Origin of the sequence: Arthrobacter dokdonellae, from assembly GCF_003268655.1 — a bacterium.
Classification (GTDB): Bacteria; Actinomycetota; Actinomycetes; order Actinomycetales; family Micrococcaceae; genus Specibacter; species Specibacter dokdonellae.
This window is the reverse complement of record NZ_CP029643.1, coordinates 88,985-101,916: the sequence shown is the minus strand read 5'-3', so window position 1 is coordinate 101,916 and position 12,932 is coordinate 88,985. Positions and strand designations below refer to the sequence as shown.

Genomic DNA, 12,932 nt, shown 5'->3' with positions numbered 1-12,932 from the left:
GGATAGGCCCTCTCAATGACGAAGGATTTCAAGAATGCATCGAATTGAGAATCCCCGGGGCCTGCGGGTCTCGCGGCAGTGCGGCGTCTTGCCGCAGAAAATCTGCTTCGCTGCGAAAAGGTGACGATCGGCCCTCGATTCTCACAAATAGTTCTCGAAACGGTATAGTCGAATCAACACTCCGAATCGAGTTTTGAGAAGAGCACACCCATGACCGCGCACCGCATCGGCTACGCCAGGGTCTCCACCCGTGACCAGAACCTTGACCTCCAGATTGACGCCCTGAAGAAGGCCGGATGCGACAAAATCTACGAAGACACGATCAGCGGCACCAAGTCCCAACGCCCCGGCCTTACTCAGGCACTGGACACCCTGCGCGACGGCGACACCCTGGTGGTGTGGAAGCTGGACCGCCTGGGCCGGAGCGTGAAAGACCTCCTGGACTTCGCCGGAGGCCTAAACAACCGCGGCGTAGGCTTCGTCAGCCTCACCGACACGATCGACACCACCACCGTTTCCGGGCGCTTCTTCTTCAACGTGATGGCATCCCTGGCCCAAATGGAACGGGAACTCATGGTCGAACGCACCCAGGCAGGGTTGCAGGCCGCACGCGAACAGGGACGGGTCGGTGGCCGCAAACGCATCATGACCGAGGCCAAGATCCGCAACGCCCGAAAACTCCTCAACCAGGGAACACCTCCCCGGGAAGTTGCCAACAGCCTTGGCGTCTCGGTGCCGACCCTCTACCGGTGGGTCCCGGCAGCGGGCGCTGCTGAGCCTTCAAAGCAGTAGTTCTTGCTGGTTGGTGCAGAGGACTATTGAGCAGAATGCAACTCCGTGCAGGGCACTTCTGACATTTCTGTGTCCATACTCGTCTGCACAATCCCAAAATTCCGCGGGAGGGTGTGCAGCCGGCTTCTGAAAATATCCAAAGTCGTCTACAAACTCACTCACGCTCCAACTTTCCGGAGCGCTTCAATACCTGCAGCCCTCCTGGGAGAACGTATCGGTTTGCGGCCGATGGTCCGTCCCAGCTGGATCGCCATCCAGGTCTCAGCTTGGGACTCCTCAAACACAGAGCGATCCTGTTCCAGGCTCTCCCCCGCACGGCTGCCACACCGGTCTTCTATGCATCGATACATGTCTACACTGTCGGCATGGCCCTTCCCCAGAATCCCAGTTTCAATGCCGCCCCAGACGTTCTTTCGTCGAAGGCTTGGCCACCTGGAACAGTGTGGCACTACACCACGGCGGCCGGGCTTGCAGGACTTGTCGGCGACCATGTGCTTTGGGCTAGTGCGACGGCTTTCATGAACGACCTCCAAGAAATGCACACGGGAGGGTCCATGTTCCGGGAGCTCGTCCAAACCCACTTGAAGGAAGTGGACGCGGATATTCGAGCGGACTTTAGTTTTCTAGTCGAAACTGCACTGCAGAACGATCGATACAGGACCTTCATCGCATGCGCTTCGAAGGAACCCGACAATCTCACCTTGTGGCGGAACTACACGGGCAGTGAAGTAGGGTTCGCAGTAGCTCTCGATGGGCGCAAGTCCCTACTGATGCGGCGTCAGCGACCGGTGACGGAAAAGATGATCGATCCCCTTGGCTTCCTTGAGGAGGAAGACAAGCAGCTAGTGCGTGACCAGGCGGCAGGGGTGTCCGGACAATTCGGCTGGAGTCCCGCCGTGTACTTCCGTGCCGAACAAGCCAAGATCGCATGGGAGGCTCTTCGCGGCATTGAAGCCGCAGCTCTCCCTCAAACAGAGGGCACAGAGGGCACAGTCCTCGAAAATGACTGGCTGCATGCCTTTGCCAATGTAGCTATGGCATTCCCGACGTTCAAGAATACTGCGTTCAAGGACGAAGCGGAGATGCGCATCGTCTGCGGGGCTGCCATACACGCCGACCTTATGTACCTCAAGCACCGTACCGGCAGATACGGGATAATCCCGTATGTTGAGCTTGGGCTTCCGGAAGACCCCTTACGAGACCTGGGAGACGGTCCGGAGCCGATGGGGGAACTCCCGATCCTTGGAGTGGCCGTCGGCCCGACACGCTACCAGGAAGAAGCCATCGTCGGGGTCAAGGAACTGCTTCGGTCCCACGGGCACCAGACAATCGCCGTCATCGGGAGCCGCACACCTTTCCGTTCCTAGCCTGAGCGGGAGCATACGAACGCACAAACAACTGTCGCCAAGGAGCATTTGTGGAGAGTTCAAAACACACACCACCGGACCTCACCTAGCGAGGATCGCGAAGAGAGTCCGGCACCTGGCGGAGTCCAGACAGCTGATAAATCGGTACGGCAATTTGCCAGCATTCTCTCAGTGGAAATGTATTATAAGTGAATGTCATTTACAGGTTCTAGTCTTCTTGGCGTCTTGTCGCGCCTGACAGATATTTCGTTAACTGCCGCTGACTATCGAGAAGGGGGGATCGAGGTCATCGAGGGGCGAGTCGTAACCGGATCCATTCTCCCTGTTCGCGGAGCATTGGCAGTCGGTGGGAGTTTTGTGGCCGTGTTGCGAGGTGTCAACCCTGTAACGGGGCTATCGCTCAACCGACACGCAGAGGACTTTATTGTGCCTTTGGACAATATTCACAATGTCACGATTGGGGGGTTCCGCTCAGATGCACTAGGGAATTTGCCGCAAGCCCCCGGTCTCAGATTGACGGACGGCCCGGCGACCATTCAAATTGCAAACTCTTCAGGGCGCTCTTCAACGTTCAAGCCAGCGTTGTTCGACGAGTCATATTGGAGTCTGATCAATCACTTGGGTGATTTGCTCACCTCACGGTGAGCCCCTTCCAAGTAGGCCTCTCTGCTTTAGAAGGCGGTCTGGCCTCCACGGAATAGTCGTTTGCGCTAAGGATTCTGTTGTTTGCGGCATGGTTCAGGGATTGCTGGTAGCAGGTGGTGGTAGACGGATGGGGCGCATTCGCTGGTGGTGAGTCTGGCCCGGGCGGCCGCGACTGGGCAACGAAGTGGAGGACAACAACCAAGTCGCTAGGATTTTAATAGACAAGGCGTATTACGCTCGTTCCCGTTCTGTCAGCCAGATGGCGTGGTCCATGTGCGTGACTGTCTTTCCTAGTCTTGTGCGTTGATGGACCTCCGGCACCACGGTTCTGGCCAGCTTGGAATCCACTGAAACATCCAAACTCTCGGAGTCGGCCACACGTTGGACTGCTCTGATAATCCACGTGTCCGGCTGGGTGTCCGGGTAACCCAGCATCATCCCGAAGTAATTATGCGTGACCGTCCCCAAACCTGAACATGCTGGTAGGCGTCTCTCCGCGCCTGGTTGTGGTGGTCGTACTGCTCGTGCGTGTACACCCCGGTGGAGACATAACGGCGGCCCCTGTGCAACGGGTTTCCACTCGCCGCATCGGGGCCACCGTGGCGCAGCTACTGCTTACATTACTCGAACAGCTGGTGGTACCGCCCCAGTCCGACGCAGAGGATTTGTGGTCCAGGACGTCCAGATCACGCCGTCCGCGACGCCCATGCTGACGGCGTTCCGGCTGGCCGTACTGTAGAGCGGGCAAAGTCCTGGACGACGCCGTTGCGGGTATTGGTGATGCCACCCCGCAATTTCCATGAATTGCGGTCTCAACTCAGCCGAAGTTTTTGGCGGTTATACCTGGTAAGGCGAGCATGATAATTATGAAGCTGAGGCTCAATGCAACTATCGACAAGACCTGGCCGGCTAGAGCTAATCCTCTACCGGGAGTTGCTGCTGGCAAGTGCTTCAGCGCCTTCGCTGACTGCACCCATCCAACAATTCCGAGCGGTATAGAAACGATGGGAAGGGTAGTGAATAGGATGGCAACGAGGCCACAAACGAAGCCAGGGGTTCGTCCTGGTACATTCATGCTCGACTTGGCCGGGCCCTGGGCATAATTGTCCGTCCACCGCGAGCCGTCCCACCATCGTTGCCGTCCCACGGCGTCTGGATACCAGCCAGCTTTTGGTCTCGACTCGTTGTTCGTCATATTTCCTTCTATTCAGTAACCCATACACGATCGGCGGACTCGCGCCGCATCGGTCTAGAACGGCGACTTGTTACCAAAACCTCTGTAGTACAGTTTCCAACTTCGCGTGCCCGACGACTTGATGAGCATAAACCTATGCTGAAGCTCCCAAAATCCCTAAAATAAGGCGCCGACGGCCCATCATTTTAGGCTGACACTGATCGTCGTTGTCAAAACCGAAGAAGCACGCCCGTGCTAAGGTGCTAATGCCGCCATAAGCACATGCCCTTCCCTTACGACAGTGTCAGGCTGCTACTCAAGCCAGGAATCGGGAACATGACAAGTCACCTGAACGCCAAGTGCAACGCACCACCTCATGACTCGCCACCGGCTAGTATGAACGGAAGGTTGGACGCCTTAATATAGTGAGGCATGATTTTCGGATTGGGGAACAGCAGCATGGGTCTTATGGATGGTGCAGTTAATGGAATGGCTTCACGCCTAGTTCAAGTGGGCTACAGCCCAGAGGAGGCATTCTGCCTAGGGCAATCCGCCTAAATCAAGGAACACAAACGCGCAGCAGGCGTTCCCCCGACGGTAATGAAACGCCAAGATGTGTCACGTGAGATCAATCTGACACTGGCGAGGCTCGGCAGTTTTCCAATGGGTGTTGAAGCACACCGCCAAAGAATTATTCTCTGGGAAAAGGTCTTCGGGCGCGGTTCGTGGCATGAGCCAATTGATCCCGACGAGATCTACATCAATCAGGCCCCTCCACATACGCAGGCAAGTTCACCTGAATCCCGTAAAACAGCCAGTAATTTGAGCGAACAACACAAAGAATTCAAATTCATCTTGCCCGGTCAAGATGGGATGTACTCAGATGCCTATGCGCAGGTACTAGTAAAGGCTGCTGAATCGGAGTTGTATCAGCGTGCCATGAATGACGGCTACACAATTGCAGCAGACTCCGTTCAAGTACAAATAATCGACATCAACGAGATGCGCCAACAAGGGCACGACATGCAGGCCATAGGCATGGGAGAATCCGTATACTTGGCAGCTCATGTGACGGGTGCGGGTGCCCGAAACTAATAAGAGCGCCCGCATCTCAGCCAGTGCCGTTTTTCGAAGGCGACAGTCCATGCGGAAAATGGCCGCTCATCCAAAATGGCCTGGCTGTCAAAAACGGTCGATTTTGCATGTATTCGGACATCATCTCAAATGGACGTTGCTAGGAGCAGCGGCTCTGTCGGTGACATGAGGTATGTTGCCACTATGACGACATGGCCACGCGACAACTGCAGCGGTCCCGGCGGCGGACTCTCCACGGGCCCAGGCGGCGGAAGGTCGACTGGTCCCGGCGGCGGCGCCTCGACCGGGCCTGGCGGCGGACTCTCCACAGGCCCTGGCGGCGGAATGTCGACCGGGCCTGGCGGCGGACTCTCCACAGGCCCTGGCGGCGGAATGTCGACCGGGCCTGGCGGCGGACTCTCCACAGGTCCCGGCGGCGGAATGTCGACCGGGCCTGGCGGCGGACTCTCCACAGGTCCCGGCGGCGGACTTTATACGGGCTCTTGCACGAACCCGTATCGGAGCAACTGGCCACCGGCCCCTCAATTGTTCGCCTTCTTGAGACGGTCGGGTCGCGGCAATATCGCCGATCGTCTTGAACAGAAGGGATGGAAATAGCGCATGTGATCCCGCGCCCAGTGACCACGGGGTCGATAGAATGAAACCCATGACCGATTCCGGCGATCTTGCCATTCTCGACGACTACGGCGTTCTCCTCGACGCCCTCAAGGACCGGGTGCGGTCAGCACAGGCGCAGGCCCGCCGAAGCGTTAATACACAGCTGATCGGCTTGTATTGGTCCATCGGCCGCGACATACTCACCCGCCAGGAAATGGATGGGTGGGGCAGCGGTGTCATTGGCCCGAATTATGTGCAGCTGCACATAACATCGGGCAGCTTCAGTTCTACATAGCCCTGGTCGAGGACCGGCTCCGCAGGGAAGCCCATGCCCCGACCGTGGGAATTCTCGTCTGTGGCAGCCACAAGGACCACACCGTCCGCTACGCACTCAACCAGTCCGGGGCCCCATGGCCGTTTCGAGCTACACCTACGAGACACTGCCCTCCAACGAAAAAGCAGCCCTGCCCAGCGAGAATGATCTGGCCACGGCCCTGGATTGGGCCCAGGAAACAGCTCCCCAGGACTGACGACGTTTGCAGGAATCGGCTACCTGCGCCATGCCGTCAACACGGCCAGCCTTTGGTCAAACTTCCCCTGCGGGTCGTTTCGACTGTTGTCCCGGGCACAATCATCCAGCCCTGGATCCCTGAGGGCGGCGTTACTTCTTCTTATTGTCTTTCGCTTGCGGTTCAATCCGAGCAATAAGAGCATCCTGTGTCTGCTGAAGCGTGGTGACGGTGGCGCGGGCTTCGGCGATCTGGCTCTTCATTGCCGCGATTTCTTCGGCATGCTTTCGATCTGCAACGGCCAGCTGATCGCGGGCCTCAGCGGCAGCAGCAGCGTTGTCGCGGGCGGCCTGGTTGCTTTCCTCAACCTGGTTTTTTAGTTCTTTGACGGCCTCCTGGTGGGTGCGGGCGGCGGTGTCGAGGTCGGCGGCGAGTTCGTTGATTTCACGGTCCTTGTGGGCCTTCTCGTCCCGCCAGGCCTTTTCAATGATGGCGTGCTCGGCCGTGGCCGTGCTGACTGCCTCCGCCCAGACGGTCCCGGCGAGGCGCAGGGCCTGCTCGGTGATGGTGGCCGGGGTGGCAGCGATCTTGGACCCGGCACTGTCACGCTCCGTCCGCCACTCCTTCAGATACCTGGTGGCGTCGGCGTTGGACACGCCGGCGGCTTCGCGCACGGTGGCGACCGTGGGGTTCTTCTCCGCGCTGATGCGCTCGGCGGCGGCGTAAACGCGATCCTTGACTGACTGCTCGGCCATGGTGGCCCCCCTTTGGTAGTAATCGTAGTAGTAGTAATACTACTACGATTACTCCTAGATGAACGCGACTCCACCACATGGATTCGGGGACCCCCCCTTGGTGCGTGCCCGCCGTGCCAGCGCAGGACACTCTCTGGGGCAGCTGCCGCAGCCTGCTTAGCGGGTTCCCATGGCCAGGGTGGGCGTCCCGTCGACGGTCGTCAGTGGGTGGAGGCCGCGGCGGGTGTAGATGGTTTTGTGGCTGTCGCTGCGTGCTTCGGTGTACAGCGGCGTGTCGGCCGGGACGGCACGGTCTATGGCCGCCCTGGCGAAGGCCAGGCCTTCGCGGGTTTGCGGGAACATGGCAAGGTAGGAGACCTTGTAGACCTCCCGACCGGGTAGGGTCCGTCTCCACTGCCAGATGGCGGCCGCGTTCCGTGCGGAACGGCGGGGGTGCATCTCCCACAGCGCGGGAATGACGGCAGGCAGCAACAGGAGAAGGACCATGATCCCGACTCCCCCGCCGGCCGTCATGACCGCCAGTAGGACCTTAAGCCCGCCCTTGTCCGCTGTGGAGATCCACGCTGCCACTGTAATGGACACCACCGCACAGACTCCGGCCAGTGCGAGCCACCTCCACAGGATTGGTGGTTTCTTGTGCTCGATGGCGATGATCGCTCTCGTCTCCCAATGCCACAGCCGGCCGGTGCAGGCCACCAGGGCAAGGGAGTACAGGTGCATCAGATAGAGTCCCCGGGCGCGGCGGCGAATCCGGCTCTTGCTGGACTCGGCGCCGGCCTTGGTGGACTCGGCCGCAAAGGCCTGATCGGTCGTCCATGCCAGGCGACAATGTCCACCAGACGGGCAGGAAAACCAACCACCCTCACCTCATATTCTTAATGGGTAGTGGTTCTGCGCCGGTAGATGCGGGCTTCGCGGGGCCGCAGTCGCGTTGGCCCGCCAGGGCCGAGACCGTCGGGGTATGTGGTCATGACCAACTGGTTCCAGTCCGCGGCATCCAATGGAACTTCCGGCTCATTATCGGAGAAATTGGCGACGACCAACAATTGCTCACTGCCGTGGGTGCGAGTGAAGGCATAGATGGTTTCGTCTTCAGGCAGGAGCATCTCAAAACTGCCCAGCGATACAGTGTCGAGGGCATGGCGCAGCCCTATAAGCCGGCGGTAGTGGTGAAAGACTGAACCGGCATCGTTTATCTGGACAGCGGCGTTGACGTCGACGTGGTTCGGGTTGACGGGCAACCATGGGGTCCCCGTGGTGAAACCGGCGTTGGTGGTGGCGTCCCACTGCATGGGGGTACGGCTGTTGTCTCGTCCCAGATGGCGAAGGCCGGCCAGGATCGCTTCCGTGTCGCCGGTATCTGTTTGGGCGATTCGGTAGCTGTTGTAGGCATCGACGTCGTCGAAGTCCTCGAGGGTTTCAAAGGGATAATTGGCCATGCCCAGTTCTTCGCCCTGATAGATGTAGGGTGTGCCTCGGTGCAGGTGGAGTACCGTGGCCAGCATCTTGGCCGAATGCTCCCGCAGTTCAAGGCGTGCCGATCCGAATCGGGAAACAGGTCGTGATTGGTCATGGTTGCCCCAATACAGGGAGTTCCAGCCGGTGCCAGCCAGCGCATCCTGCCAGCGGCCAAGGGTGCGTTTGAGGTCAGTCAGCCGCCATGGAATCGGATCGTAGCGGCCCGTGCCGCGGTCGATATCCATGTGTTCGAACTGGAAAATCATGTCGATCTGGCTGTTGTCGGGATTCGTGTATCCGGCTGCATCGCTTGCGACAGTGCCAGGCATCTCGCCGACAGTGAGCAGCACCTTGTCCGTGGAGCCGTTGACTTCGCGGCGCATTTCCGCCAGGAATTCTCCTAGCCTGGGGCCGCCGGCGAACAGTGCCCCCGCCTCGAAGTGTGTCGCGCTGGTCTTGGTGGTGCTGTCTGCCAACGGGTATGTCTTGGAGATCAGGTTAATGACATCCATCCGGAAGCCGTCCACACCCCGTGCCAGCCACCACCGCATCATGGCGTACAGTTCCTGGCGCACGTCCGCATTCTCCCAGTTGAGGTCTGGCTGTTCCTTACAGAAAAGATGCATGTAGTACTCGCCCGATTCTTCGTCAAGGGTCCACGCCTTTTCACCAAAGAATCCCACCCAGTTTGTTGGTTCGGCCCCGGGCGCGCCCGGGGTGTGGCCGGCCCGGGCGGAGCGCCAGATATACCAGTCGCGTTTGGCGTTGGTGCGGTTCTTACGAGACTCAGTGAACCAGGGATGCTGGTCGGAGGTGTGGTTGATGACGATGTCTGTCATGAATTTCATGCCTCGGGAGTGGAGCCCGGCAATAAGTGCGTCCAGATCATCCAGCGTGCCAAACATAGGGTCAACGCCGCGGTAGTCGGAAATGTCGTAACCGTTATCGACCTGCGGCGAAGGATAGAACGGGGAAAGCCAGAGGACATCAACGCCCAGGGACTTGAGGTAGTCAAGCTTGGCGATGACTCCGGGGAGATCGCCGATGCCGTCCCCATTCGAATCGGCGAAGCTTCGGGGATACACTTGGTAGACGACGGCATTGCGCCACCATTCGGTCATTGCTTGTCCGGGCGAAGTCACGGGGGTCCACTCCATCATGTTAGGGCGACAGTGGAAACTGCCGCTGGCCAAAGGAAAACTATTTACTGATGCGCTTCACTACTTGTCGCTGAATCCGAGGACGCCGTGCTTGGGCGGCTGGTAGGGGATATCACCGTGCCCCGGTTCGAGGCCGGGGCCTCATCGGCAGCGGTGCCGTGTTCGGGCCAATTGCGCTCGAATCTTGTGATAGGTGTGTCGGGGGATCCGATTGGGGAGAGGGGACCCGTGGCGGGTCGTACGCTGATGCTTCTACTTGCGCCGCTTGCACCGTGGTTGGCCAGTTTCGAGACTCACCGGTGGTTCTTGCTTGGCGGTTCCAGTATTCCTCCCCGCCCCAGAGGGCACGGAAGGCATACTGATCGCTGCCACGGCGGGGAAACGATTCGAATTTTTCCCTCACGGGATTCCAAGGGGGCCAAGTTGCCGGCGTATTTCATCGATAGTCTGGAGAATTGTAATCGTTTCCGACCTGGGCATGAGTGGAGAGTCGCGGCGGCCTTCGGCGACCATGTCGGCGAAGGCGGCTATTTCGAATGCCAGTCCCTGGTGCCCATGGATGCGGTTGGCGTCCCACACGCGTCGTTGACCGTCGCGTCCGATAACCGCTATCGGTTGGGGGGTGTAGAAATCACCGGGCACTTCAATTCGCGCCTCGGTTCCGCTAATGGTGGCGGTTGTTGGCGATTTAGCGAAAAGCGTTGTGCTGATGCTGGCATGTCCTCCGCAGGCATTGACCAGCGTTGCCGAGACCTGCCCGTCTACTCCCGTACTTGTTCCCTTCCCTGCCGCGTGAACGGCTACCGGCGTACCGTGAACGAATGACGCCAGAGATATTGGATAAATCCCCAGGTCCAGCAACGCTCCACCTGCGAGGCTGCGATTGAAGAGCCGGCTCGCGGGATCAAAATCAAAGTATTGGCCATGGTCTGCCAGCGTCAGAACAGGTTGGCCGAGAATGCCGTCCTCCAGAATCTGCTTGATGACGTCGTAATGTGGCAGGAATCTGCTCCACATGGCCTCCATCACGGTCACTCCGGCTGCATCGGCGGCGGCAAAGACTTCTCTCGCTTGGTCGGCGTTTTGCGTGAACGCCTTCTCTACCAGTACGTGCTTGCCTGCCGCGATGGCTAGGAGGGCATGGTCGCGATGTTCGGAATGCGGGCTGGCAACATAGACAATATCCAAGTTGTCGTCATCGACCAGCGCCTGGTAGCTGCCGTGTGCTTGATCAATTCCGTGTGCTAACGCGAATGCGCTCGCTCGGGCGTGGTCGCGGGATCCGATGGACACCACCCTTTGCCGGGTGTGGGTACGGGCGGCCGCCACGAAAAGACCAGCGATTAGGCCTCCCCCGATGATCCCCCAGCGTAGCGGTGGCGCTGAGCGCGGATCCGGTGTCCGGGGCTCCGGGAGCGACTCTGACAGCTGCTTCACTGGGTACCCCGACGTCCGGGAGCGATGTGTCCGGAAACAGGCATGAGAGCATGCATTCTCATTTGACCGCTCCGGCCGTGATGCCCTTGGTGAGAGTCCTTTGAAAGATCAAGAAAAAGATCAGCGTCGGAAGCATGCCCAGCAGGGCCGCCCCGGCCGTGGTGGTGGGGTCGCTGGTCATTTCACCTTGGAGGGTTCCCATGGCCTGTGTGACCGTCTGGTTGGAGTCGGAGACCAGCATGACGAGCGGGAGAAAGAACTCATTCCACGTCCAGATGAAGAAGAAGGTACCCAACACCATCAAAGTTGGACGGATAATGGGCAGAACCACGCGGAACAGGATGTTAAGTCGTCCGGCTCCGTCAATCTTGGCCGCTTCGAGGATCTCGCGTGGAAATGCGGTGAGTACAGAGGCGACAAAGTAGGTTCCAAACGCGCTTTGCAAAACGGCGAGAACGATGATGATGGATGCCTTGGTGTCATAAAGCCCGACCTCTTTCGACAGGTAGTAGAGCGGGTAGACCAAGGCTTCCTGGGGGAGCGTGAGGCCGATCATGAACAGGGCCAACAGGACCCGATGCCCCCGGATCCTGCCGATGCCGATCGCGTAGGCATTGAGCAGGCTCAGGATGACGGCGGACACGGCGACAGCCGTGCTGATGACGACGCTATTGACCAGTTTGTTTCCGAAATCGACGTTCTCCCAAAATGAGATGATTCCTTCGAACGATAATTCCCGAGGAAGCCCAACCGGCCCATTTGCGGCGTAGTCTGCGGCTGACTTGAAGGCATTGAGCCCGGCTAGGAAAAACGGAATGAGTGTCAGAAGAAGGACCACCGCCAAAACGAAAAGGACACACCAGGCGGCCATGCCGCGCTTTGGTCGTCTCTTGGCGGCGTGCAGAGTTTCGGTTGCCTTCGTTGGCTTCAAGGAAGTGCTAGTAAGTGCCATGTCCTCAGTGCTCCTGACCTTTGGATTGAACTTTGAGGAAAATCATTGCCAGGATGATGATCAATATGGTCATCACGGTGGAGATGGTGGAGCCGTAGCCGACCTGGTTCTTGGAGAAGAAGTTCTGCCACGCAAAATACGACGGGACGGTGGTGGCGTTGCCTGGGCCGCCCTTTGTAAGAACAAAGATCGGCGCGAACACTTTGAGCGCTGTGATGGATGTTGTCAGCAACACCACGTAGATTTCAGGCTTGAGCTGGGGAATGATCACGTGGAAGAACCGCTGGGGCCAGGTCGCACCGTCCAGTGAGGCTGCTTCTGTCAGCGAGGGATCCGTGCGGGCAAGTCCGGCCATGAACATCACGAGGCAGTAGCCAACTTGAAACCACACCATGACCGCCATAACGGCCGCCAGGGCGGTCGAGGGTTGTCCCAGCCAGTTAGATTTGAGTGCACCCAGGCCGGCACCGTCAAGGACGCTGTTGAGGACTCCGCTGGAGGGCAACAGAATCCACCCCCAGAGAATGCCGACGACTGTCACCGGCAGAATCTGGGGCAGATAGAAGCCTGCACGAAAGAAACTGGCAATCCGTGGGCCGAATTTGCTTCCGATGAAATCAGACAACAGTGCTGCGAGAAGGAGTGAGATGGCTGTCGGGACGAGGGCCATGGACACGATCATCGCAATGCTATTGAGAAAGGAGACCCAGAAGTTGCCGTCTCTAAGGAGCCGGATGTAGTTGTCAAAGCCGATGAATGACGGACTTCCGATGCCAGCCCATTTTGTGAAGCTGAGGATGATATTGGTGACGAAAGGGATTGCAACGACCAGAAGCAGGCCGACCATCCCGGGAATCAGGTAAAGCGAGTATCCGCGTCTACTACCAATGGCACGCGAGCCTGCCGTTAACCGTTTCGAAGATCTTTTCATGCGGTTTTGGAATCCTTCCTGGCCGAGGATCTCGGGGGCCGGTCTGGCCGAACCCCCGAG

The 12,932-nt window shown here is 58.7% G+C and carries 11 protein-coding genes and 1 pseudogene; 5 read left to right on the top strand and 7 right to left on the bottom strand.

Annotation, left to right across the window (positions count from 1 at the left end):
* The first annotated feature begins 210 nt into the window (after positions 1-210).
* A complete protein-coding gene (locus tag DMB86_RS19910) occupies positions 211-792 on the top strand; it encodes a recombinase family protein (RefSeq protein WP_113719784.1) in 582 nt (193 codons plus the stop codon).
* Between the two features lie 266 nt (positions 793-1,058).
* The gene (locus tag DMB86_RS19905; RefSeq protein ID WP_129545616.1) at positions 1,059-2,159 is read left to right on the top strand and encodes a hypothetical protein; all 1,101 of its coding nucleotides are present in this window, start codon (positions 1,059-1,061) and stop codon (positions 2,157-2,159) included.
* A 1,462-nt stretch (positions 2,160-3,621) separates the two neighbouring features.
* Here the strand turns inward: DMB86_RS19905 and DMB86_RS19895 are convergent.
* On the bottom strand, positions 3,622-3,999 hold the full coding sequence (locus DMB86_RS19895) for a DUF2510 domain-containing protein (protein WP_113719781.1): 378 nt from the start codon (positions 3,997-3,999) through the stop codon (positions 3,622-3,624).
* Between the two features lie 594 nt (positions 4,000-4,593).
* On the opposite strand from DMB86_RS19895, the gene DMB86_RS20440 reads away from it, so the two are divergent.
* The 3 genes and pseudogenes from DMB86_RS20440 to DMB86_RS21370 all read left to right on the top strand — a co-directional run.
* A complete protein-coding gene (locus DMB86_RS20440) occupies positions 4,594-5,073 on the top strand; it encodes a hypothetical protein (RefSeq protein WP_129545615.1) in 480 nt (159 codons plus the stop codon).
* A gap of 646 nt (positions 5,074-5,719) precedes the next feature.
* Positions 5,720-5,965: a DUF1016 N-terminal domain-containing protein gene (locus DMB86_RS21285; protein ID WP_129545614.1), complete on the top strand. Its 246-nt coding sequence runs from the start codon at positions 5,720-5,722 to the stop codon at positions 5,963-5,965.
* Positions 5,941-6,012 (top strand): annotated as a pseudogene (locus DMB86_RS21370) (hypothetical protein); the annotation flags it as partial. The gene DMB86_RS21285 and the pseudogene DMB86_RS21370, both read left to right, overlap by 25 nt.
* A gap of 319 nt (positions 6,013-6,331) precedes the next feature.
* On the opposite strand, the gene DMB86_RS19870 reads toward DMB86_RS21370, so the two are convergent.
* The 6 genes from DMB86_RS19870 to DMB86_RS19845 all read right to left on the bottom strand — a co-directional run bounded on the left by DMB86_RS19870 (position 6,332) and on the right by DMB86_RS19845 (position 12,788).
* Positions 6,332-6,934 carry a DNA-binding protein gene (locus DMB86_RS19870; RefSeq protein ID WP_113719779.1) on the bottom strand — a complete coding sequence of 201 codons (603 nt, stop codon included), beginning with the start codon at positions 6,932-6,934 and terminating at the stop codon, positions 6,332-6,334.
* A gap of 156 nt (positions 6,935-7,090) precedes the next feature.
* Positions 7,091-7,654, bottom strand: coding sequence for a hypothetical protein (locus tag DMB86_RS19865; protein WP_113719778.1), 564 nt, complete (start codon positions 7,652-7,654; stop codon positions 7,091-7,093).
* A 155-nt stretch (positions 7,655-7,809) separates the two neighbouring features.
* Positions 7,810-9,534 carry a glycoside hydrolase family 13 protein gene (locus DMB86_RS19860; RefSeq protein ID WP_227878803.1) on the bottom strand — a complete coding sequence of 575 codons (1,725 nt, stop codon included), beginning with the start codon at positions 9,532-9,534 and terminating at the stop codon, positions 7,810-7,812.
* Between the two features lie 417 nt (positions 9,535-9,951).
* The gene (locus DMB86_RS19855; RefSeq protein WP_171814626.1) at positions 9,952-10,989 is read right to left on the bottom strand and encodes a Gfo/Idh/MocA family protein; all 1,038 of its coding nucleotides are present in this window, start codon (positions 10,987-10,989) and stop codon (positions 9,952-9,954) included.
* Positions 10,990-11,047: 58 nt separating this feature from the next.
* Positions 11,048-11,941 carry a carbohydrate ABC transporter permease gene (locus tag DMB86_RS19850; RefSeq protein WP_113719776.1) on the bottom strand — a complete coding sequence of 298 codons (894 nt, stop codon included), beginning with the start codon at positions 11,939-11,941 and terminating at the stop codon, positions 11,048-11,050.
* 4 nt (positions 11,942-11,945) lie between these two features.
* Entirely contained in the window at positions 11,946-12,788 is an 843-nt protein-coding gene (locus tag DMB86_RS19845; protein ID WP_227878802.1) for a carbohydrate ABC transporter permease, read from the bottom strand.
* Positions 12,789-12,932 lie beyond the last annotated feature (144 nt).